The following is a 21,367-nucleotide window of genomic DNA, read 5'->3' on the forward strand; positions in this document are numbered from 1 at the left end:
TGGTGCAGCCAGCCAACCGACCTGTGTCGCTGCCAACCATTTGCAGCAGTCTGAGGTCACTGCAGGATTTTAGCCCGATACCTGTGATGTAATAACTGTCTGTTACAGGAGGGGCGGCAAGAATGTCGGTGTTACACAATGGTTTGCGTGGGGTTCGGGCTGGTGTGCCGGTGCTGCTCGGCTATGTGCCGGTGGCCATGGCATACGGGATCGCGGCCAAGGGAGTGGGTCTGTCGTTTTGGGAGACCGTGCTCATCTCGATATTTGTCTATGCCGGCGCCTCGCAGTTTTTCATTCTAGCTGCCATCAAACTGGGCACACCGCTGCCCGGCATCGTCGCCATGGTGTCATTGCTTAATGCGCGTCATCTGCTGTACGGTCCGCTCATCGCCAAGTGGCTGCCGCATGCCTTGCACAAGCGTTTGCAGGCTGCCTTTTTGCTGACCGACGAAGTGTTTGCCACCGCTTTTCATGCGATGGGGCATCAGCCGGCCAATGCGCAATTTGCGTGGTATGTCGGGCTGGGTCTGACCGCATGGCTGTCCTGGATTGGCGGCACAATCATCGGGCTGGTCGCCGGGTCCGGGCTGACCTCACAGTTTCCGCAGATCGACCAGATATTGCGCTTTGCCCTTGTGGCCCTGTTTTGTTCGCTGGCGCTGCTCAGCGTAAAGCGCCCCATGCTGCGCGCGCTATTAATTGCGTCTGTAATTACCTTGCTGTGTATGATGTACGCGGGGGCTACGCCTGCCATCCTGGCCGGAACGGTCAGTGCCTGGTTGTGCTATGTACCCGGTGATCAGGCTGCTGTTGCAAGTGATGGTGGCGCACAGCATAAAGGCATGGATGGAGAACCTCATGGGACAGAATGAATTCTGGCTGGCCATCGTCGTCATGGCTGTGGTGACCTGGCTGTCGCGTGCCTTGCCATTTGTGCTGATGCGCAAGTCAACTATTTTTGGCCGCCTGGCCTCGGGCCGGTTCGTCATTCTGGGGCCAGCGCTGCTGGTTTCCATGACTGTCGTCGTGGTGTATTCCGATTTGCAGCAGGCCACCGGCGTCAGTAGCGTGCTGAGCTATTTTTGCGGTCTGGTCGCGGCAGGCCTGTGCGCCAGGCTTACCCGTAACGCGGGGTTTGCTGTACTGGCCGGGATGGCGGGCTATGGGGCAGCGCTGTTGGTGCTGCCGGCATAATCGGCGCGGTTACAGTAGAAATGGCCGGCCGGTGACCTGGGTAGAAGGAACAGCCATGTCCTGTCTGGCCATGATGCCTGCCTCAAAGCCCATGCGTCCGGCCTGTATGGCCAATTTGAATGCTTCTGCCATTTTCACCGGATCATGGGCCTGAGAGACGGCCGAGTTGAGCAGGACGGCATCGTAGCCCATTTGCATGGCTTGCACCGCGTCCATGGGCGAACCGATGCCGGCGTCGACAATGAGTGGGACGTCCGGCAGGCGCGCACGCAGGATGCGTAGCCCGTGCGGGTTGGTCAGGCCTTGCCCGGAACCGATAGGTGCCCCCCAGGGCATCAGCAGCCGGCAGCCGACATCCAGCAGCCGACGGCAGGTTACCAGATCGTCCGTGCAATAGGGAAACACTTCAAAACCGTCTTTGGCCAATTCCTCGGCCGCACGAATCAGCTCTATCGGATCGGGCTGCAGCGTGTAGTCGTCGCCGATTACTTCCAGTTTGATCCAGTGTGTTCCAAAAATTTCCCGTGCCATCTGCGCCAGCGTAATCGCTTCACGACCCGTTTTGCAGCCAGCGGTATTGGGCAGCAGATGCAGGCCGGAGTCTTTGAGCATCTGAAAAAAGGAATTGTCCAGCGCCGTACCGGCGCCGCCGCTTGCCGAGGGCGTAAGCTGCCGTTTGAGCCCGACGGTAATGACCGCCGCCCCTGAGGCAGCGATTGCGTCCTGCAATACTTTGGGTGACGGGTAGCCTGCAGTGCCCAGAAAGAAGCGGCTCTCCAGCAATGTGTCTGCTATAGCAAATGGTTTCATAATCGTGATGCAGGCGGGTTAGCCGCCGGTGATAGGGCTGAAAGTAAATACCTGATCGCCGTCGGACAATACGGTGTCGCCGCGCTTGAGTCGGGGAATAAAAACTTCATTGACCGCAGTGGCAATGGCGGCGGGGTCATCCGCCTGGCCAGCCGTGCTTTGCAAATGCGAAATCAGCTGGGCCAGGGTGGTGCCGCTGGCGACGTTGTGTTCGGTTCCGTTGACGGAAATGTGAATAGTGCTCATGCCGTTTGAATCAGATTGAAATCGGGTTCAAATATTGATTGTAGGGCCTTTTCCACAACGGCGGGCGCAATCAGCCAGCCATGGCGGAACAATCCGTTGATGCGTGTCAGGCCCTGTTCGTTTTCGATGCGGGGCAGATTGTCCAGCAGGGCAGGGCGTAAGTTGACCTCGGAGTGGATCAGGCGCGCTTCGGCCAGCTCGGGCAGCATACTGTGTGCGGCGGTGAGCAATTCCACGGTGCTGCGCAGCGATACCGGCGAGCGATCTTCGCTCTCGATTTCGCTGGCGCCCACCACGACCGTATCGGGCGCGCGTGGCACGATATACACACGGTAACGCGGATGCAGCAGGCGAACGGGCCGGCTAAGGGTCAGGCCACTGGCCTGCAGCCAGAAAATTTCACCTCGTACGCCCCGCACATTGCGGCAGTTCAGTTGGTGGCTGTTGGCGTGAGGACGCTCCCGGGCGCCGGTGCCGCGCACATCGAATACCCAGTCAAATGCATGCACGCCTTGCGCTGTCTGCAGCTGCCCGGGTTTCAGGCTGATCACGGGGGTTCCCCAGTGCCAGGTGGTGTTCTCTGCAGATTCGGCCAGCGCCTGCATGGCCTGGACCGTATGGATCTGTCCTTCGCCTTGCAGCATCCAGGCGTGGCTGGGGCCCTGGATCGACGGCTCCAGCGACTGTAACTGATCACGAGTGAGCATTTGCGGGCGCGCATGTTGCGGTGCTTTGGCCTCCAGCAGCGAGGTCAGGCGCGTTGCCGCTCCTTCATCGCCGCGATGCGCAACCAGCAGGCTGCCTCGCACATGAAATTGCACCGGCAGGCGCAGCGTGGGAACCAGTGCCGACCACAGCTCGATCGAGCGCAAGCCCATGTCGAATACCTCGGCATCGCCACTTTCGAGTTCGGCGATGGGACTGAGCATGCCGGCGGCAGTCCAGCCGGCGGCTACCCGTGCCTGTGCGGACGTGGCCGGATCAAATACGGAAACCTGGTGCCCCTGGCGTGAGAGCACCAAGGCGAGGATGCGCCCCAACAGCCCGGCGCCGGCAATGCCAATATTCATGATGTGATTCGCTTGCGGACCCGCAGGCCCTGTGATATTCGATTCGATGCAACAGTATATCGTTGTCCTTGCCTGGTGCAAGGGCAACAGATAACTGGTATAGCAATTGCGCTGCATCTGGACTCATGAGGCCGCGTGGGCGAGGGCCGTGAAGTCAGCCTGTCGGCTGACTGTCGCGCCTATCTGCCCAGCTTTTGCTGCAGCGGCGGGCCATATTGCAGGGCCACGGAGGTCAGGTCATTTACAATGGTGGTGGCGCAGCTGCCGCTCGATTCTGACAGGCAGATACGGATGTGCTGCTGGATATTGAGCCAGGGATTGATGGGCGAGGCGGCGTTGACGATGTCCACATTTTCCGCGATGGCGGTAAATCGGCCCTCGCGCGTGGGGTCTGCGCTTTGCAGATTCAAGCGGGCGACCGCCTGATTCATATCGTTGACCAGGGTAAGCGTGGGCGAGCTGGCAATCTGATTTCGGATCTGCGCCGTGATGTAGGTGCCGATCGGATCATTGGGCGTATTGCCAAAGACATACACCGGAATTTTTGCCAGCGCAGATTGCGCAGCAACGGCAAGCAGGCAACCGATGGCCCCTGTCAGCACATGTGTGATTTTCATATCGAACTCTCCGTAGCGGTATAACGATTATAATAGCTTAATCCCTGTGCCGGACAGCAGATCCATGATCGCTGCGGCTTAAACCTTGTCAGTTAATTACCGGCTTTTATTTTTGTGTCTCATTTCTAGTGTCTGATTCCACCACCCCGCTGTCTGTCCTGAAACGTGTTTTTGGTTACGATTCCTTTCGTGGCGAGCAGCAGGCCATTGTTGAACATCTGGTCGCTGGCCACGATGCGCTGGTGCTTATGCCAACCGGCGCCGGCAAATCGCTGTGCTACCAGGTGCCTGCGCTTATCCGCCCGGGAACGGCCATTGTGGTCTCTCCGCTTATTGCGCTGATGCAGGACCAGGTGGATGCCCTGCGCGAGCTGGGCGCACGCGCGGCTTTTCTCAACTCCAGCCAGGAGTGGGAGACCATTCGCGAGGTCGAAAACGCGTTTGCACGCGGCGAACTGGATTTTCTCTATGTCGCCCCCGAGCGCCTCTTGACCGACCGCTGCATGCGCCTGCTGGAGCGGGGCCGCATCGCACTGTTTGCGATTGACGAAGCCCATTGCGTCTCACAATGGGGGCATGATTTTCGTCCTGAATACCTGGGCCTGTCCCGCTTGCAGGAACAGTGGCCAGATGTACCCCGCATAGCACTGACGGCCACGGCAACGCCGCAGACCCGCGATGAAATCGCTCAGCGACTGGGCCTGACGCAGGCACGGCATTTCGTGGCAGGGTTTGATCGTCCCAATATCAGATATGTCATTGTCGAAAAAAATGACGTGCGCCGCCAGCTGCTGGGCTTTATTCGCGAAGAGCACGCGGGCGATTCGGGTATCGTGTATTGCTTATCGCGCAATAAAACCGAAGATACGGCTGAGTTTCTTTGCCGGGAAGGCATTGACGCGATGGCCTATCATGCGGGCCTGCAGGCCGAGTTGCGGGCGCAGCGCCAGGCACGCTTTTTGCGGGAGGACGGCGTGGTCATGGTTGCCACGATTGCATTTGGCATGGGTATCAATAAGCCGGATGTGCGTTTTGTGGCGCACATCGATCTGCCCAAATCGGTCGAAGGCTATTATCAGGAAACCGGCAGGGCAGGTCGGGATGGCTTGCCGGCCACCGCTTGGATGGCCTATGGGCTGCAGGACGTCGTGCAGCAACGTAAAATGATTGACGACTCTACGGGCGATGAATTTTTCAAGCGTCGTTCGGGGGCGCAACTGGATGGCATGCTGGCCCTGTGCGAGACCGTGCAGTGCCGGCGCACCCGTCTGCTGGCCTATTTCGGCCAGCAATCAGAGCCCTGCGGCAATTGTGATGTCTGTCTGACGCCGCCGCAAACCTGGGACGGCACCGTGGCAGCCCAGAAAATTCTGTCGGCCATTTATCGGCTGCATCGCGAACGTGATCAGCGTTACGGGGCAGGGCATCTGATTGATATTCTGCGTGGCAAGCGCACCGAGAAGGTGGCGCAGCATTCGCATGACACCCTGTCTGTCTTCGGCATTGGCGAGGATATTTCCGAGCAGGGCTGGCGCAGTGTGCTGCGACAACTGATGGCAGCCAATGTCGTCACGGTCGATGGCGACGGTTATGGGACGCTGGCGCTCACCGAAAAAAGCCGCAGTGTGCTCAAGGGCGAGCAGGTGCTGATGATGCGCAAGGAATCGGCCAGGGCCGCAGCAAAATCACGCAATATCATGCCCCGTGGCAAACGCGAGGTTCGCGTGTTGTCGGCAGCGGCGCAAGCGCGATTTGAAAGCTTGCGACAATGGCGGCGCGACATTGCCAAGGAGCATGGCGTGCCGGCTTACGTGATTTTCAAGGACGACACGCTGGCGCAAATTGCCGAACTGGAACCGAGCACGCTCAGCGACCTGGCGGCGGTCAACGGTGTCGGACAGCACAAGTTGGATACCTACGGCGAGGCGATACTGACGTTTCTGGATGAGCTGGAATAAAACGCTTTTCCTGGAGTTGTCCAGTGCCGCGATCTGCGACGGTCAATATGAGACATCAGGCTCAAGGCCGCAATCCTGCGCCATCAGAAACAGTCGTTAAGCACCACGTGGCGTTATGCCCACAATCCCAAAAATGGTCAATTTGCATGCTTAGTATTTCCAGATTTTTTTTAGCGCTGGCTTTGGTCGCCGGTTCCTGTGTTCATGCAAAGCAGTTATCTTTCAGCTTTGACGATGGCCTGAATCCGGATACAAACCCAGAGGCGGTCACGATTAACCAGGCATTGCTCTCTCAGTTACAAGAATCCAATATTCATGCAATCATTTACCCAAGCCTGATTAAATTGGGAGGCAGCGCCGGGTTGCAATTGGTTGCCCAGTGGGGCATACAAGGCCACGCGATTGGCAACCATAGCGAACGGCACTTGAATCTGAATAAAGAGCAAGTGAGCGCGGCAGACTATATTGAAGGAATCGCCGGCGCAGAACGCCAATTGCAAACCCTGCCTGGCTGGACAGCCCGTTACCGGTTTCCATTTTTGAAAGAAGGCGACACCAGGCAAAAGCGCGATGCTGTACGCCATTGGCTGGCTGATCGGGGCTATCGATCCGGTGCAGTGAGTATCGATGCCAGTGACTGGTTTTACAATATGCGATATCTGGCGTATGAAAAAGCAGGCGATACGGGCAGTCTTGTACGTTTGAAAAAAGCGTACATCAGGCACTTGCTTGATCGGGCGCATTACTATGATGAGCTGGGAAAAAAGACGCTGGGCTATTCTCCCAAACATGTGATCCTGCTTCACACGAACAAAATCAATGCTCAGTCGCTGTCCGATATCATCTCTGCGTTCAAGGGCCATGGCTGGGAATGGATCGACACAGAGATGGCTTATGCCGATCCTCTTTACAAGCAACAACCGGATGTGATTCCTGCGGGAGAAAGCATTATTTGGTCGATTGCCAAAAAGAATGGCAATACGACGCTCAGATATCCCGCAGAAGATGCCCCCTACGAACTTGAAAACCTCAAGCGTTTCGGTTTGGAGTAAATATCAATGTGAGCTCTGCGGGGCACGGCGCCGGCTTAGCCTTGCGGCAGAACGTCAATGAATGCGCGCTCGTTCGGCTTTCCAGCTCAATCAAAGCAGGGGCAGCCCTTGCAATCGCCCTTGATTTAATTCGGCTTTATACGTCACTTTCGGCGTGTGCGCGATCGTGTTCTGCCCATTCGCTGGCCAATAGCGGCAGGCGTTCTTCCATGGGGATCTTGGGGCAATTGCTGCACAATTTGGCATTCGGGCAGCGAAAGTATTGGCAGCAGACGCGACGGTTCAGCGACAGCCGGTCCGGCAGGCTGTAGCGGCTCATATCAATGTCCAGATAACCGCTTTCTGCCGGCAGGCCGATCGCCTGCAGCCAGACATGGCCACGGGCGCGAATATGGGCGGTGCTAAATTGCGGCAGATCATGGTAGTACAGCAGCAACGCAGCCAGCACGCTGTCTGCGGTATGGCGCCCAGCCAGCTTGGCCGCCACCGGTGTGATATTGCACAAGGCCAGGCGAACCTGCTCCAGGCTGTCGGCCAGCGTAGCGGCTGCCTTTGTTTCATCTGCCATATTGCGCGTGATTGCATGTTCGGGCAGATAGACTTGTTGGGCCAGACCGTCAGAAAAATGCACCTGCAACTGGCGAGAATCGATCAGGCAGCGATGATGTTCGTAGGCAAGAATAGTCGTATATACAGGCACCCACATGCAGGTGCGCCAGGTATGGGCGTTCCAGTAGTGGCGGCCAGCTTCGGGATGCAGCCGCGCCACGTCGTCAAATAGCAATTGCAATACATCCTGTTGCACCTGGCCGAAGGTCAGGTCGGCAGGGCCGCACAGCGGTGTCGTTGAAACAGGCAACAGGCGCCCAAGCGCCTGTTGCAATTGCTCATAGAAGGAGAGGTCTTCCTGGATTACCATTTGTAGCTGAAGGTCGCCTTGATATTGCGTTTTTCCCCATAGTAGCAGAAGTCGGTGGTAGCGCATGAGGCTACATAGGTCTTATCGGTCACGTTGTTCACATTCAGGCGGACGGTAGCGCCTTTCAGATTCGAATTCATGCGGCCCAGGTCATATTCTGCACCCAAGTCAAGCAGGGTATAGGCCGGAACCCGCACGGTATTCTCGTTGTCTGCCCAGCTCTTGCCAACATAGCGCACGCCTGCCGACAAGGCCAGCCCGTTATTCATGCTGTAGCGGCCCCACAGGCTGGCCATTTGCTTGGGCGCCTGAAATGGCCGGTTGCCGGCATTGTCGCCTTTTTTCAGCTTCATGTTGTTCATGGTGTAGCTGGCCATGACGGTGAAGTTGTCGGTGATATTGGCGTTGGCTTCCAGCTCGATGCCACGCGAATGCACCACGCCCAGCGGCACGTAGTAATTGGTAGCCGAAGAATGCCGTGCAGCAACGTTCTCCTGCTTCAGATCGTAGTAGGCGGCAGAGAGCATGACATGTTCGTTCGGCTGGTATTTCACGCCCGCTTCATATTGCCTGGCTTCGGTTGGCGGCAGCACCTGATTGTTGATGTCAGTGTAGCCATTGGGGTTGAACGACTCGCTGTAACTGGCGTACGGCGCAATGCCGTTGTCGAAGGCGTAGCTTAAGCCGGCGCGGAACGTGGTGTTGTTGCCCTTATAACCGGATTTGGTATTGAGCAGGGGGTTGCGATTGTCCAGGTCCACGATATCATGACGAATACTGAACAGGCCGGTCAGCGCGCCGTAGCGGACCGTGTCCTGCAAATACATGCCGAATTGTTCCAGCGTACGATCAAACGGTTCGCTGCTGTAGATATTCAGGCCAGGGTTGCCATATACCGGGTCAAAGGCGTCCAGCGGGTTGGCCATGCCGTAATCCCACCGACCACTGGCGTTGCGATGTTGATAGTCAAAGCCGGCGATCACTTCATGTGCGGCTGCGCCGGTGTGAAAAACCGCTGTCAGGCTGGTATCGAACTGATGAGCTTCCAGTTCTTCGTAGCCGCCTGAATAGTACCGGTTCAGCGAGTTCTCATCGTACCAGCCGTAGCCATAGAACTGAGCCATTTTTGATTTCAGGCTGGTCATCCGGAACGAGTTTTTGAATGTCAGGTTCGGCGTGAAATCATGTTCGAACTGGTAGCCCAGCATAGACAGCGTGCGGCTGAATTTTCCGCCTTCATCATCGTCCGAGAATTCCGGCGAAATGCGGCGGCCGTTATGATCGGTATTGATGGTTGCATCTGCCGGGAAACCGCTATGAAAACCGGTGCTGGGGTCTTTCTGGAAGTAGCCCTGCAACAGCAGGCGGCTGTTTTCACCCAGTTTGAATTTTAGCGACGGCGCCAGTGTATAGCGTTCGACCCGGTTGTTGTCGAACTGGGTCTTGCTGTTGCGTGTGATGCCCACGACGCGATAGGCGGCGTTGCCTTCTTTGTCTATCGGGCCGGTCATGTCAAAGCCAAGATGGGTTTGCCCCATATTGCCGATGCCGGCTGTGACTTCGTGGTAGGGCTCATCCAGCGGCCGTTTTGAACTGTAGGAAACCAGGCCGCCCGGTGAGTTGCGACCGTACAGTACGCTGGTTGGGCCGCGATAAACGTCAATGCGCTCCAGGGTGTACGGATCAATTTGTACCGAACTATAGGTGCCCGAGTCGCTCAGGACCTTTTGGCCATCCAGATTCAGGTTGTCAGTGCTGTTTTCGTTAAAGCCGCGCAGGCTGATGTAATCGTAGCGGGTCGCGCCGCCCACCAGTCCGGTAAAGGCGCCGGGCGTATAGCGCAGCGCATCGGTTCCCGTGGAAGCGCCAATGGCATCAATACGATCCCGAGTCAGGGATGAGACCGAATGCGGTGTTTCGATCCAGTCCATGTCGGCCCGGCTGGCCGCCCGGCTGACCGTAGATTGAAAACCGATAGTGGGTTCGGTTGACGTCGCGTCGCTGGTCGCACGAATAATACCCAATTGGGCGACAGGCGTCGTTTTGACCTGCTCCTGCTGCGTCTGGGCATGGGCGCCGGAAACAGAGAGCATAGCCAGGACGGCGACATACAGAGTGCGAGGTACCGCTGAAAAGCGAACCATGGACGGGGTCATGATAGAAAAATATCCTTAAAGGCAATAAGCAACACAAATAAGAATGATTGTTATTTATAATTCGTCAATTATAGAAATAATGTCATAATTCATATGAAATATGTCAGAAAGCACAGTTTTTTTGTTGCAAAACTGTCTACACGCGGGCGCTCGAATCGATGACCAGAACCTTTACCTATGCCGATTTTGTGCAATATGGCCAGCAGCACGGGGTAACGCATTACCTGCCCGAAGCCATTGTGCAGGACCCAAGCCGCCATCAGGAGACTCTGGCTTATGGCCTGGTGCGCGAATACACGCTGTGCCAGGGAGTGACGCTGCTGCATACCGATATGCATTTCCTGGTGCCATATCACGCCCAGTCCCGCGTACAGGAGGCGTATTCTTTTGCCATGCTGCTTAACGGCCAGTTGCGTATCGGGCGCGAACGTTCGCCCTTGCAAACCGTGGGACCGGCCTGCGGTATCAACACCAGCTATCACAATGAGCGCATGCAGACCCACTATTTGCCGGGGATGCGATTGGCGGCGCTGGATGTACTGGTCGACCAGACCCAGATTGAACAGAACGCCTATACTGAAAGACTGCTGCCCATACTGGATGCGGCGCCACCCACGTTTGCCGTGGCCGAACAGGATGATGCGTTTCTGGATCACGTGCGGTTGCAATTGCAGATGGCGCAGGACGATAGTGTCAGCCCGTTGATTTACGAGGCGCTGGGCCTGCAATTGCTGGCCCGGGTCAGGGCGGCGCCCAGCGCGCCGGCCGAATGGCAGAACAACGACAGGTTAAGCCGACAGGACCATGAGCGACTGGGCGCGCTGCGTGAATACATTCACAAAGAGCCCTGGCAAGCGCATACCATACGCTCGATGTCACAATTTACCGGCATGGGCGAGAGTGCGCTCAGAAAGAAATTTCAATTGAAATTCAATACTTCTATCATGGCATGTGTGAAGGAGTATCGGTTGCAGATGGCGCAGCGTTATCTGGAGCAGGGCGAATCGGTGGAAAAAGTGGCTATGCTGGCCGGTTACCGGCATAGCAGCAATTTTTCCACGGCATTCAAAAAGCGTTTCGGCGTCAATCCACGCCGCTGGTAGATGAACAAGGGTCAGCAGATTGCCAAGCGTAGTGTAGGCTGAAGGGAAGGCATGCCTTGAGAGGCTTGCAGCCGGGCAGGGCCGGCGCTGTTGCAGCCCCGGCGGATCATCCACAAAGCCTCGATGTTTAGAATAGTGGCTTGTTCGTGCCTTCTGGTGGCGTGCAGCCCAGATGCTGCCAGGTGCTCAGCGTCGCCACGCGCCCCTTGGAGGTGCGTTGAATATATCCCTGCTGGATCAGATAGGGTTCGATCACGTCTTCAATCGTATCGCGCTCTTCACCCACGGCAGCCGACAGATTATCAATGCCGACCGGTCCGCCATCGAATTTGTGCACAATGGTTTCCAGAATCTTGCGGTCCATCAGGTCCAGTCCCATCGGATCGACGTCGAGCATGGCCAGCGCAGCCATTGCCGCTGCATTGTCAATGACACCGTTGGAGCGCACGTCGGCATAGTCGCGCACGCGGCGCAGCAACCGGTTAACAATGCGCGGGGTGCCGCGCGAACGGCGCGCGATCTCGTGGGCGCCTTCAGGCGTGATGCCGGCATTGAGCAGATGGGCGCTGCGGGTCACAATGCGGGCCAATTCTTCGGTGTTATAGAACTCCAGGCGCGAGACGATGCCAAAGCGATCGCGCAGCGGATTGGTAAGCATGCCTGCGCGGGTCGTGGCACCCACCAGTGTGAACGGTTGCAAGTCGATTTTGACGCTGCGCGCGGCCGGGCCTTCACCAATCATGATATCGATTTGGAAGTCTTCCAGTGCTGGATATAGAATTTCTTCCACAACAGGTGAAAGCCGGTGAATTTCGTCAATGAACAGAACGTCGTTTTTTTCCAGATTGGTCAGCATGGCGGCCAGATCGCCTGGGCGCTCCAGCACGGGACCCGACGTCTGTCGCAGTTGCGAACCCATTTCCCGCGCAATGATGTGGGCCAGCGTGGTTTTGCCCAGGCCGGGCGGCCCGAACAGCAGCACGTGGTCCAGCGCTTCCTTGCGCATGCGTGCAGCCGAAATGAAAATTTCCAGTTGTTCCCGCACCCGTACCTGGCCAACGTACTCGTCCAGCGCCTTGGGGCGCAGGGCGCGTTCAACGGACTCTTCGTTCGGGGTCAGGGGCTCCGGAGAGACAATGCGTGGGGCAGCGCTGGTGAGCGCGTCGTTTTGAATGGCCATGGGGCAGCGGTATCTTCGTCAAGACTGAGGGTCTGGGCCTATTTTACCTGAATCGCCGGGCCGCGCCGCCCGGGACGCTCGATCCTAGGCGGTATCCTGTTAACGATATGCCAGATCACGCAGGACCAGGGAGATCCACGGCACGTAGGTAATCAGCATCAGGCACAGCAAAATCACGCCGACAAACGGGATCAGTGACTTGAACAGCCGTTCTATGGGCAGCTTTGCCACGGCACATGCCGCAAACAGATTGACGCCAAACGGCGGCGTAATCATGCCCAGGGCAAGATTGACCACCATGATAATGCCAAAGTGCGTCGGATCTACGCCGAACTGCTGGGCGACTGGCAGCAGCAACGGCGCCAGTACCACAATGGATGCAGAGGTTTCAATGAACATGCCGATAATGAACAGGGCTGCATTGACACCCAGCAGGAAGGTGATTTTGTCGCTGAATATGTGGCTAAGCCATTCACCCAGCATATTCGGTACGCCGGCGCGGTTAAGCAGGAATCCAAACAGGCCGGCATTGGCAATCACAAACATAATAATCGCCGTGGAAATGACGGTCCGATGCAGCGTTTCGGTCAATATGCTGAATGAGATGCGGCGATAGACCAGGGCGCCAACAACCAGCGCATACACCACGGCAACCACCGATGCTTCGGTCGGCGTGAAGATGCCCCCGTAGATTCCGCCCAGAATGATGACCGGCATCAGCAGCGCCAGAAATGATTGCCGGAAAGCTTTGAATACCGGTAAACGCCCATCTCCATCCTGCTTGCCGTAGCCATGACGTTTGGCATAAATCCAGACATACAGCATCAGCGCAACGCCGATCAGTATGCCCGGGAAGATACCGGAGATGAACAGCTCGCCCACCGATGTATCGGTGGATACGGCAAACAGGATCATGGGGATGGAAGGCGGGATGATCACGCCCAGTTCGGCGGCGGTTGCCTGCAGCGACGCCGAGAATGGCTTGGGGTAGCCGTGGCGCACCATGGCCGGAATCAGGATTGCGCCTACCGCAAACGTGGTGGCTACGCTGGAGCCGGCCACTGCCGCAAAAATCATGCATGTAATAATGCATGCCATGGCCAGTCCGCCCTGTACCGAGCCGACCAGGCTCTTGGCAAAATTGACCAGCCGCTCCGAAATGCCGCCGGCCTCCATCAGGTTGCCGGCAAGAATAAAGAAGGGAATGGCGACCAGAGGATATTTATCCAGCGAGGCAAAGATCTGCTGGGCAATCACCAGCCAGTTGATGCCAGCCACATACACGCCGAACAGACTTGCCAGCCCAATGGATACGGCGACCGGGATGGTCAGTGCAAAACAGACCAGCATGGATAAAATCATCAATTGCGACATAATCTGTCTCGAAGGCGGTAGAAATGTGGATGGAGCAAAAAAACGGTCATTGTCTGCAACGGCAGCCGATGGGCAACTTCATGATGCAAATCGGCTTGTGCACCAGGGCCCGGCATTTTTCCCGTTTGTACGTCCTGCGGGCAGGCCGATACGGTATACATGCCGCCAATCATGACCATGCTTGTTACAGCAGCGTCAGGTCTTCTTCCTGGGATTCTTTCCTGGCATTGGCCCATTGCACAATGACCGCCAGCAAGGCCAGCGCCATGCCGACAGGAATGGCGGCATAAATCCAGGAAATGGAAATACCCAGGCTTGGAATGGTCTGAAAGCGTACCCGGTAAGTCATGAGTACGCCGATCCAGGTCATCAGTCCGAAAAAGCCCGCCATGATGAGCATGACCAGATGCTCCAGACGGCGCTGCCAGGGATCTTTGAGCAAGGAATGAAGCATTTCCACTTTGAGCATGGCGCCCTGGCGGCAGGCCAGTACCACGCCCAGCAGAACCAGCCAGATCATGGCGGTGCGGGTCCAGCCCTCACTCCAGTCTGATGGTTCCTGCAGGATAAAGCGGGCGATCACCTGGTAAAAGGAGGCGCACACCGCTGACACCAGAAACAGCTGGGCAATGACGGAAATCAGACGAAACAGGGTACTGTCCAGCAAGCGTGTCAACGTGCTCATTCAAGCCTCCGTGATCAGGTAAAGAATCACTTGGTATTGCGGATGGATTCGACCAGTTCCTTGCCGAATTTTTTATAGAACTCGGGATAGACCGGCTCCACCGCCTTGACAAAGGCGTCGTGATCAACCTTGTCTTGCACCTGCATGCCTTCTTTTTTCAATGTTGCAACGCCACTGGTTTCCACGTCGTCGACAAATGCACGCATGGCTTTGGCCGCAGCCAGGCCGGCCTCTTTGAGTTTGGTCTTGTCTTGGTCGGACAGACCCTCATAAACCGAAGGTGAGACCAGGATCAGGGCCGGACCATAGACGTGTGCTGTCAGCGACAGGTATTTTTGCATTTGCGACAGTTTGGCCGATACGATCACGGAAATCGGGTTTTCCTGACCGTCAATGGTGCCTTGTTGTAAGGCCGTGGCCACTTCGGGCCAGGCCATGGGGGTAGGCAGCATGCCGATCTTGCGGAAGGCGGTTATGTGGATCGGGTTTTCCGTGGTGCGAATTTTCAGGCCCTTCAGGTCAGCAGGCGTCGTGACAGCACGCACGTTGTTGGTCAGGTGACGGAAACCCTGTTCACCCCACGCAAGCGCGATCAGGCCCTTGGCAGGAAAATCGGCCAGCAGCTTCTGGCCGATCGGGCCGTCCAGCACCTTGCGGGCGTGGTCCAGGTCGCGAAACAGAAAGGGGATATCAATCACCCCTGTTTCAGGCACGAAATTGAGTGTCGCGCCGGTAGACACAACGGCTGCGTCGATGGTGCCCAGTTGCAGTCCTTCGATCACTTCCCGTTCACCGCCCAGTGCGCTGTTCGGAAACTGCTGAACCTTGAACTGACCATTGGTGCTTTTGCCAAGGGATTGTTCAAAGGCATCTGCTGCGACGCCATAGTGTGAAGTCTTGGACAGGGCATAGGCCATTTTCAGTGTCTGTTCAGCCATGGCTGGCGCCATGACAACGGCTGACAGCAAGCTGGTTACCAGAGCTTTTTTGATCCAGTGAGCGCGCATAATATTGTCCCCCCAAAGTGGGTGTTATAGGTCGAAATAAAATTATCGGGTAACTTTACGGCAATATTTGCGATGCACAGTGCAATTCGATTACGACTAGTGCAAACCCTAGGGAAATCGGCCGCTAGCCGGCTGTCAACGGTGGTGGCTGGTGCCAGCATTCTGGGCATGGCACGGGTGACCACAATAGCGCATGCCGGTGCGTTCAGCTCCAGCGCAATTGCATTACAGTACAGGACAGCGTCATTGTGTGCAGGACTGTCGTTGCTGGCCGATGGCAGGCCGGCACAGCATTGACCTGTAGCAGTGGTCGTGCATGCCGGCGTTTATTGTTTGTGTTTATAGCCTGCGTTTATGCGCAGCTGTATGTACGGTTTTATGGGCCCTACCATGGCGGTTTTGTGGCGCGCCATGTCGGCAACATTTAACTGGATAGTATTTTAAGCGCGGCGCGGATGCCTTCGGAAACGCCCAGATCAGCCGGCAACGATTTGACCGTCGCGCGCGCTTCGCGATCGGAATAACCAAGCGCCAGCAACGCGTTGAGCACATCATGTTGGCCCGAGGCGGCAGGCGTGGCCGGTGCGATGGCATCGAGCTTGCCGCGCAACTCCAGCAACAGGCGTTCCGCCGTTTTCTTGCCGATGCCCGGTACCCGGGTGAGCAGGGCGGTGTCTTGCTGGGCGATCGCTGCCGACAGATCGGCGCTACTCATGCCCGAGAGTACCGCCAGGGCTGTGCGTGCACCAATGCCGGTGACCTTGATCAGGGCCCGGAAGGTGGCACGTTCGTCCTGTCGCAGAAAACCATAAAGGACATGCGCATCGTCACGGATGGCCAGGTGGGTATATAGCGTGACCTTGGCGCCCGCTTCGGGTAAATCATAGAACGTGCTCATGGGCACATCGATATCGTAGCCCACGCCATTGACATCCAGGCATAGGCCCGGCGGTTGTTTTTCAATCAGCAGGCCGGTTAGTCGTCCGATCATCAGGAACTCCACAGACCCTGTTTATGCAGGGATCATCAGAAAAAGTCAAAGAGCTATGGTACACAACCTTGTCGTCTCCCGCTTGAAAAACCGGGCAGTTTCACAAGTACGGCAGCAGGTGCACATACGCGAGGCAAGCGGCATCGCGGCAGACCGCAGCGCAGTTAACAGACATGCATCCGGGTATGATGTTTGACGCAGCTTGGGCCAGGGTCGTAACGGTCCTGGTCATATGCAGCTTGCGTTGTCTCTCGGTCGTTAGGCGGATATTAGTCGATCAGTCGATCAGTCGACCGGCACGCAGGCGACTGCGACCACGTCGGGCACCCATCAACACATCCTTGTCGGCCAGGCGCGCCGCCAGCGGTGCGGCGTGCGCGTGGCAGATGGCGCAGGCCAGCGCGTCGGCCGAATCCGGGGCGGGCAGGCTGTTGAGCGTCAGCAGGCGTTGCACCATATGCTGGACCTGCTCTTTTTGTGCATGGCCGTTACCGACCACGGCCTTTTTGATTTGCAGGGCGGTGTATTCAGTCACATCCAGATGCCGGTCCGCCAGCGCGCACATGGCTGCGCCACGGGCCTGTCCCAGCAGCAGGGTCGAGGCCGGGTTGGTATTGACGAAGACTTTTTCCAGCGCAGATTCGGTGGGGGAATAGGTATCGACCACCTCGCGGATGCTATCGAGGATGACTTTAAGGCGTTCGTGCAGGGGGATATCGGAGGGGACCACAATGGTGCCGCTGCCCACGTAGGAGATGCGCATGCCGGCAGCGTCTATCACGCCAAAACCAGTGCGGCGCAGGCCCGGGTCAATGCCAAGAATCCGCAACATCAATGACTCCCTGGAGTTGCCCCGGCGCGGGCCGGGGCATTATCACAACTGCAATTAGTGACGGAAGTGCCGGGTGCCTGTCAGTACCATGGCAATGCCGTGCTCGTCGGCGGCGGCGATCACTTCATCGTCGCGCATGCTGCCGCCGGGTTGTATGACGCAATCGGCGCCCGCCTTGACAATAACATCAAGCCCATCGCGAAACGGGAAGAAAGCATCGGATGCAGCTGCCGTATTCTGCAGCGACAGGCCGGCGTTTTCGGCCTTGATAGAGGCGATGCGGGCAGAATCGATACGGCTCATCTGGCCGGCGCCTACGCCGTAGGTCATGCCCTCGCGGCAGAAGACAATAGCGTTGGATTTGACGAACTGGGCTACATTCCAGGCAAACAGCAGATCGTCCATTTGCTGCGCTGTGGGCTGCTTGCGTGTGACGACTTTGCAGTCGGCCGCTGCCAGCGGTTTGTGATCAGGATTTTGCACCAGCCAGCCACCGCCAACACGTTTGACATCAAAGGCATTCTGGCCATCGCCCAGGGCTACGGTCAGCACGCGAACGTTTTTCTTGCTGGCCAGCAATACCAGTGCGTCAGGCGTATATTCGGGTGCAAGCAAAACCTCAACGAACTGTTCGCTCACGGCTTGTGCGGTCGCTTCATCGACGATGCGGTTAAAGGCGATGATGCCGCCAAACGCGGAGGTCGGATCGGTCTTGAATGCCTTGCGATAGGCGCCGGCCGCATCGTCGGCAACGGCGACGCCGCAAGGGTTTGCATGCTTGACGATCACGCAGGCGGGGGCGGCAAAGGTGCGCACGCATTCCCAGGCCGCGTCGGCATCGGCAATGTTGTTATAGGACAGTTCCTTGCCCTGCAATTGGACATAGTTGCCCAGTACGCCGGCCGGCACTGTGGCGTCCAGATAGAAAGCGGCGGACTGATGCGGGTTCTCGCCATAACGCAGCGCCTGATGCTGACGCAATTGAATGGTCAGGTTCTGCGGCCAGCTTTGGCGGGCCGGCTCGTTTTCCTGTTCAGGTTCGGCGTCGGTAATCGCGCTCAGATAGTTGGCAATGGCGCCATCATAGGCAGCAGTATGCGCATACACTTTTTTTGCCAGGGACAAACGCAAGCCATATGAAGTGCCACCCTGCTCGTCAAGCTCGCGCAACACGGCTTCGTAATCGGACGGGTCAATCACAACGGTCACGCCGCCTTCGCGTGTGCCGTGGTTCTTGGCAGCTGCGCGCAACATGGCCGGACCGCCGATGTCGATATTTTCAACGGCATCGGCAAAAGTGCAGCCAGCCTTGGCGATGGTTTCGCGGAAGGGATACAGGTTGACCACCAACAGATCGATCGGATCGATATTGTGTGTTTTGAGCGTGTCCAGGTGCGCCTGGCTGTCGCGTCGTGCCAGCAGCCCGCCGTGAATGCGCGGGTGCAAGGTTTTGACCCGGCCATCCAGAATTTCGGGGGACTGGGTATGTTCTGCAACCTCGGTTACGTCCAGCCCTTCTTTTTTCAGCAGCGCCGCGGTGCCACCGGTTGACAGAAGTTTTACACCCCGGCCGTGAAGCGCACGGGCGAAGTCCACGATACCGGTTTTATCCGATACGGAAAGCAAAGCGGTCTTGATAGTCATGAGAGAATAATTACAGTAAATGATGAGAAATCAGTTTCTTGCGCAGCGTGTTGCGGGTAATGCCCAGCATGTCTGCGGCGCGCGACTGGTTATGTCCGGCCTTGAGCATGACCACTTCAAGCAGCGGCTTCTCTACGCAACTTGTGACCATGTTCCAAAGGTTGCCGGCCTCGCCGTCGCCCAATTCTTTAAAATAAAGTTCAAGGTTTGTGCGTACACATTCCTGAAGATCTTGTGTGTTGTTCATAATGGCGGTGTTGGGGAAGTTTTTGTTGTTCTGACTTAATGGACTGCAGCTTGTGGAACCCGCGGTGCCGATTCATTGACCAGCTTGGTGAACCACTGATTGACTGCATTGTACTGCTCCTGACAGCTTTCGAGGCGATTCATTTGTTGCCGAAACAATTCTGCATCCGGAAGACTGTTTATATACCAGCCGATATGTTTGCGGGCGGTGCGCACGCCGGTGTATTCACCATAGAACCCATAGTGATGATCAAGATGGGCAAGCAGCACATCGCGCATATGTTCCCACGATGGCGGCGCCAGAAAGGTTCCGGTTTGCAGGTAGTGATTGATTTCGCCGAATATCCACGGATTGCCCTGAGCGGCGCGGCCCACCATGATGGCATCGGCGCCGGTGTAATCGAGCACATATCGTGCCTTGATCGGATCGGTGATATCGCCATTGGCGATCACGGGAATGCCGATGGCCGCCTTGACTGCAGCGATGGTATCGTATTCGGCCTGACCGGTGTACAGATCACAGCGGGTCCGGCCGTGCAGGGTCAGCGCAGCAATGCCCGCGTTTTCCGCCAGCCGGGCAATGCGCAAGGCATTGCGGTTTTGCCGGTCCCAGCCGGTACGCGTCTTGAGCGTGACCGGCACGTCAAAGGGCCGGCAGGCAGCCACGACCGCCTCCAGAATGCGCGCCACCAGATCTTCGTCGCGCAAGAGCGCCGAACCCGAGGCGACATGACATACTTTCTTTACGGGGCATCCCATATTAATGTCGATGATGCGTGCCCCCTTGCCAATATTGAATACGGCAGCCTCGGCCAGCATGGCCGGATCGGCGCCGGCAATCTGTACCGCGATGGGGTCGATCTCGCCATCGTGATTCAGTCTTCTGGAGGTTTTGACACTTTCCCATAATGCCGGATTGCTGGCCGCCATTTCGGATACGGCATAGCCGGCCCCCAACTGTTTGCACAGCTGACGAAAGGGCCTGTCGGTTACGCCCGCCATGGGAGCAACAAAAACAGGATTGGGAAGGGACCAGTTACCGATTTGCATGGACTCATTTTAACCAAGGTTGGACAGCAGGGCCGGCAAAGCCGTTGCCCTAGTTGCGATAACCCTGCAACAGGTGGCGGGCCAGTGGCCGCCGCAACGGTTCGGTCAGGTCCAGCGCCAGCAAAGACAAGCCACAGGCATGTTCGATCAGCGGGTTGCCGGTGGTGAAAATACGCGGCATGAGGTCAGTCAGTTGACGTGTGATGCCGCGATCGGCACGACGGGAGCCAGCAAAGGCGGACAGGGCCGGTTGGGGATCCTGGACAGGGTCGATGAGCCACGGTTGCAGTGCTCGCAACAGCCCCGCAACATCGCGCAGCCCGAGGTTAAGCCCCTGGCCCGCCACTGGATGCAGTGCCTGGGCTGCATTGCCTATGGTCACAATGCGGCCGTTTACGGTGTTTTTGGTAACGCTGAGCGCCAGAGGGAAAATATGACGCGACTCCAGCACGGAAAAGAGCCCCAGCCGGTCACCGAAATGGTCGGTGAGTGCCCGGGAAAAACTCGCGTCGTCTGCCGCCAGCAGTTCTCGTGCGCGCGCAGGGCTGGTGCACCAGACGATCGACTGGGCATCGGCAAAGACCGGATGCGGCAGGACCGCCAGCGGGCCTTCGCGGGTAAATCGCTCCCAGGCCCAACCCGGTCTGGGCAGGGCGGCGCGGGCCGAGGTAATGATGGCATGCTGGTTGTAGTCACGCAGTTGCGTGTCCGGCTTTGCGCCATCGCATTGCACGACAATACGCGCCCGATAGGTTTTACCGTTCTGGCTGATGCTGGCTGCGGCACTGTCCGGTTCATTGGCTACAGTGGCCGGTGCCCCGGCCAGGCGCAAGGTGTGCCCGTCGTTCACATTCTGCTGCAGGCTGGCGTGAACCGCACGATAGGGAACCACATAGCCCAGCGCTGCAACGTCAAAATCGGTGTGGTTAATAAGCGTGCGTCCCAGGCGGCCTTTTTGCGAGACATGCACGGTTTCAATGGCAGCGTATTGGCCGGGCCAGCCCTGCAATTGTTCCAGAAAGACCCGGCTGCCGTGATTGAGGGCAAGCACGCGGGTGTCGCGGGCCGGATTATGCATGACCGGATGGTCGGCCTGGAACAGGGCGACCGTTGGTCGGATGCCGGGCAGTTTGTCCAGGGCGCAGGCCAGTGCCAGCCCTACGGGGCCGGCGCCGATGATTGCAATATCGAAATCAACATTTTCCATGCCGCTATTTTACCCTTTTGCCTGAA

21 protein-coding genes are annotated in these 21,367 nt (G+C 57.4%); 5 read left to right on the forward strand and 16 right to left on the reverse strand.

Features of this window, described 5'->3' with window-relative positions:
- The first annotated feature begins 122 nt into the window (after positions 1–122).
- Both EV681_RS16525 and EV681_RS16530 read left to right on the forward strand, forming a co-directional pair.
- On the forward strand, positions 123–872 hold the full coding sequence (locus EV681_RS16525; protein ID WP_130304674.1) for an AzlC family ABC transporter permease: 750 nt from the start codon (positions 123–125) through the stop codon (positions 870–872).
- On the forward strand, positions 859–1,194 hold the full coding sequence (locus tag EV681_RS16530) for an AzlD domain-containing protein (protein WP_165393098.1): 336 nt from the start codon (positions 859–861) through the stop codon (positions 1,192–1,194). The genes EV681_RS16525 and EV681_RS16530 overlap by 14 nt, the downstream gene beginning before the upstream one ends.
- A 9-nt stretch (positions 1,195–1,203) precedes the next feature.
- Here the strand turns inward: EV681_RS16530 and EV681_RS16535 are convergent, their stop codons facing one another.
- From EV681_RS16535 to EV681_RS16550, 4 genes are all read right to left on the reverse strand, one after another.
- Positions 1,204–2,004: a thiazole synthase gene (locus EV681_RS16535; RefSeq protein WP_130304675.1), complete on the reverse strand. Its 801-nt coding sequence runs from the start codon at positions 2,002–2,004 to the stop codon at positions 1,204–1,206.
- A gap of 18 nt (positions 2,005–2,022) precedes the next feature.
- Entirely contained in the window at positions 2,023–2,250 is a 228-nt protein-coding gene (thiS, locus tag EV681_RS16540) for a sulfur carrier protein ThiS (protein WP_130304676.1), read from the reverse strand.
- Positions 2,247–3,320, reverse strand: coding sequence for an FAD-dependent oxidoreductase (locus tag EV681_RS16545; RefSeq protein ID WP_130304677.1), 1,074 nt, complete (start codon positions 3,318–3,320; stop codon positions 2,247–2,249). The genes thiS and EV681_RS16545 overlap by 4 nt, the downstream gene beginning before the upstream one ends.
- 179 nt (positions 3,321–3,499) lie before the next feature.
- Positions 3,500–3,937 (reverse strand): hypothetical protein, encoded by a 438-nt coding sequence (locus tag EV681_RS16550; RefSeq protein ID WP_128395018.1) that lies wholly within the window; start codon positions 3,935–3,937, stop codon positions 3,500–3,502.
- 128 nt (positions 3,938–4,065) lie between these two features.
- Between EV681_RS16550 and recQ the strand changes: the two genes are divergently transcribed.
- Together recQ and EV681_RS16560 are read left to right on the forward strand one after the other, a co-directional pair.
- Entirely contained in the window at positions 4,066–5,895 is a 1,830-nt protein-coding gene (gene recQ / locus EV681_RS16555) for a DNA helicase RecQ (RefSeq protein WP_130304678.1), read from the forward strand.
- Between the two features lie 146 nt (positions 5,896–6,041).
- Positions 6,042–6,947, forward strand: coding sequence for a polysaccharide deacetylase family protein (locus EV681_RS16560; protein WP_128395016.1), 906 nt, complete (start codon positions 6,042–6,044; stop codon positions 6,945–6,947).
- Positions 6,948–7,083: 136 nt separating this feature from the next.
- Here EV681_RS16560 and EV681_RS16565 read toward each other — a convergent pair whose 3' ends face one another.
- Both EV681_RS16565 and EV681_RS16570 read right to left on the reverse strand, forming a co-directional pair.
- A complete protein-coding gene (locus EV681_RS16565) occupies positions 7,084–7,866 on the reverse strand; it encodes a (2Fe-2S)-binding protein (RefSeq protein WP_165393099.1) in 783 nt (260 codons plus the stop codon).
- The gene (locus EV681_RS16570; RefSeq protein ID WP_242612299.1) at positions 7,860–10,022 is read right to left on the reverse strand and encodes a TonB-dependent siderophore receptor; all 2,163 of its coding nucleotides are present in this window, start codon (positions 10,020–10,022) and stop codon (positions 7,860–7,862) included. Before EV681_RS16570 ends, EV681_RS16565 begins: the two co-directional genes overlap by 7 nt.
- 158 nt (positions 10,023–10,180) lie before the next feature.
- On the opposite strand from EV681_RS16570, the gene EV681_RS16575 reads away from it, so the two are divergent.
- A complete protein-coding gene (locus EV681_RS16575; RefSeq protein WP_130304680.1) occupies positions 10,181–11,125 on the forward strand; it encodes a helix-turn-helix transcriptional regulator in 945 nt (314 codons plus the stop codon).
- Positions 11,126–11,252: 127 nt separating this feature from the next.
- Here the strand turns inward: EV681_RS16575 and ruvB are convergent, their stop codons facing one another.
- The 10 genes from ruvB to EV681_RS16625 all read right to left on the reverse strand — a co-directional run bounded on the left by ruvB (position 11,253) and on the right by EV681_RS16625 (position 21,341).
- A complete protein-coding gene (gene ruvB / locus EV681_RS16580) occupies positions 11,253–12,305 on the reverse strand; it encodes a Holliday junction branch migration DNA helicase RuvB (protein WP_128395013.1) in 1,053 nt (350 codons plus the stop codon).
- Between the two features lie 99 nt (positions 12,306–12,404).
- Entirely contained in the window at positions 12,405–13,679 is a 1,275-nt protein-coding gene (locus EV681_RS16585; protein ID WP_130304681.1) for a TRAP transporter large permease, read from the reverse strand.
- A gap of 184 nt (positions 13,680–13,863) precedes the next feature.
- The gene (locus tag EV681_RS16590) at positions 13,864–14,364 is read right to left on the reverse strand and encodes a TRAP transporter small permease (protein ID WP_130304682.1); all 501 of its coding nucleotides are present in this window, start codon (positions 14,362–14,364) and stop codon (positions 13,864–13,866) included.
- A gap of 26 nt (positions 14,365–14,390) precedes the next feature.
- A complete protein-coding gene (locus EV681_RS16595; RefSeq protein WP_423191223.1) occupies positions 14,391–15,314 on the reverse strand; it encodes a TRAP transporter substrate-binding protein in 924 nt (307 codons plus the stop codon).
- A gap of 481 nt (positions 15,315–15,795) precedes the next feature.
- Positions 15,796–16,362 (reverse strand): Holliday junction branch migration protein RuvA, encoded by a 567-nt coding sequence (gene ruvA, locus EV681_RS16600; protein WP_128395009.1) that lies wholly within the window; start codon positions 16,360–16,362, stop codon positions 15,796–15,798.
- A gap of 277 nt (positions 16,363–16,639) precedes the next feature.
- On the reverse strand, positions 16,640–17,191 hold the full coding sequence (ruvC, locus tag EV681_RS16605) for a crossover junction endodeoxyribonuclease RuvC (RefSeq protein WP_128395128.1): 552 nt from the start codon (positions 17,189–17,191) through the stop codon (positions 16,640–16,642).
- Positions 17,192–17,248: 57 nt separating this feature from the next.
- Positions 17,249–18,838, reverse strand: coding sequence for a bifunctional phosphoribosylaminoimidazolecarboxamide formyltransferase/IMP cyclohydrolase (gene purH, locus EV681_RS16610; protein ID WP_128395008.1), 1,590 nt, complete (start codon positions 18,836–18,838; stop codon positions 17,249–17,251).
- Between the two features lie 10 nt (positions 18,839–18,848).
- The gene (locus EV681_RS16615; protein ID WP_128395007.1) at positions 18,849–19,085 is read right to left on the reverse strand and encodes a helix-turn-helix domain-containing protein; all 237 of its coding nucleotides are present in this window, start codon (positions 19,083–19,085) and stop codon (positions 18,849–18,851) included.
- Between the two features lie 35 nt (positions 19,086–19,120).
- Entirely contained in the window at positions 19,121–20,134 is a 1,014-nt protein-coding gene (dusB, locus tag EV681_RS16620; RefSeq protein ID WP_130304684.1) for a tRNA dihydrouridine synthase DusB, read from the reverse strand.
- A gap of 49 nt (positions 20,135–20,183) precedes the next feature.
- Complete coding sequence (locus tag EV681_RS16625; RefSeq protein WP_130304685.1) at positions 20,184–21,341, reverse strand: FAD-dependent monooxygenase; 1,158 nt, start codon at positions 21,339–21,341, stop codon at positions 20,184–20,186.
- Positions 21,342–21,367 lie beyond the last annotated feature (26 nt).

Source organism: Advenella incenata, assembly GCF_004217095.1.
GTDB classification, from domain to species: domain Bacteria; phylum Pseudomonadota; class Gammaproteobacteria; order Burkholderiales; family Burkholderiaceae_B; genus Advenella; species Advenella incenata.

What these genes read in the sequence shown, in the direction of transcription:
- EV681_RS16525 (WP_130304674.1), top strand. Translation starts at nt 123, where the DNA reads ATGTCGGTGTTACACAATGGTTTGCGTGGGGTTCGGGCTGGTGTGCCG.
- EV681_RS16530 (WP_165393098.1), top strand. Translation starts at nt 859, where the DNA reads ATGGGACAGAATGAATTCTGGCTGGCCATCGTCGTCATGGCTGTGGTG.
- EV681_RS16535 (WP_130304675.1), bottom strand. Translation starts at nt 2,004, where the DNA reads ATGAAACCATTTGCTATAGCAGACACATTGCTGGAGAGCCGCTTCTTT.
- thiS (WP_130304676.1), bottom strand. Translation starts at nt 2,250, where the DNA reads ATGAGCACTATTCACATTTCCGTCAACGGAACCGAACACAACGTCGCC.
- EV681_RS16545 (WP_130304677.1), bottom strand. Translation starts at nt 3,320, where the DNA reads ATGAATATTGGCATTGCCGGCGCCGGGCTGTTGGGGCGCATCCTCGCC.
- EV681_RS16550 (WP_128395018.1), bottom strand. Translation starts at nt 3,937, where the DNA reads ATGAAAATCACACATGTGCTGACAGGGGCCATCGGTTGCCTGCTTGCC.
- EV681_RS16560 (WP_128395016.1), top strand. Translation starts at nt 6,042, where the DNA reads ATGCTTAGTATTTCCAGATTTTTTTTAGCGCTGGCTTTGGTCGCCGGT.
- EV681_RS16565 (WP_165393099.1), bottom strand. Translation starts at nt 7,866, where the DNA reads ATGGTAATCCAGGAAGACCTCTCCTTCTATGAGCAATTGCAACAGGCG.
- EV681_RS16570 (WP_242612299.1), bottom strand. Translation starts at nt 10,022, where the DNA reads ATGACCCCGTCCATGGTTCGCTTTTCAGCGGTACCTCGCACTCTGTAT.
- EV681_RS16575 (WP_130304680.1), top strand. Translation starts at nt 10,181, where the DNA reads ATGACCAGAACCTTTACCTATGCCGATTTTGTGCAATATGGCCAGCAG.
- ruvB (WP_128395013.1), bottom strand. Translation starts at nt 12,305, where the DNA reads ATGGCCATTCAAAACGACGCGCTCACCAGCGCTGCCCCACGCATTGTC.
- EV681_RS16585 (WP_130304681.1), bottom strand. Translation starts at nt 13,679, where the DNA reads ATGTCGCAATTGATGATTTTATCCATGCTGGTCTGTTTTGCACTGACC.
- EV681_RS16590 (WP_130304682.1), bottom strand. Translation starts at nt 14,364, where the DNA reads ATGAGCACGTTGACACGCTTGCTGGACAGTACCCTGTTTCGTCTGATT.
- EV681_RS16595 (WP_423191223.1), bottom strand. Translation starts at nt 15,314, where the DNA reads ATGGCGCCAGCCATGGCTGAACAGACACTGAAAATGGCCTATGCCCTG.
- ruvA (WP_128395009.1), bottom strand. Translation starts at nt 16,362, where the DNA reads ATGATCGGACGACTAACCGGCCTGCTGATTGAAAAACAACCGCCGGGC.
- purH (WP_128395008.1), bottom strand. Translation starts at nt 18,838, where the DNA reads ATGACTATCAAGACCGCTTTGCTTTCCGTATCGGATAAAACCGGTATC.
- EV681_RS16615 (WP_128395007.1), bottom strand. Translation starts at nt 19,085, where the DNA reads ATGAACAACACACAAGATCTTCAGGAATGTGTACGCACAAACCTTGAA.
- dusB (WP_130304684.1), bottom strand. Translation starts at nt 20,134, where the DNA reads ATGCAAATCGGTAACTGGTCCCTTCCCAATCCTGTTTTTGTTGCTCCC.
- EV681_RS16625 (WP_130304685.1), bottom strand. Translation starts at nt 21,341, where the DNA reads ATGGAAAATGTTGATTTCGATATTGCAATCATCGGCGCCGGCCCCGTA.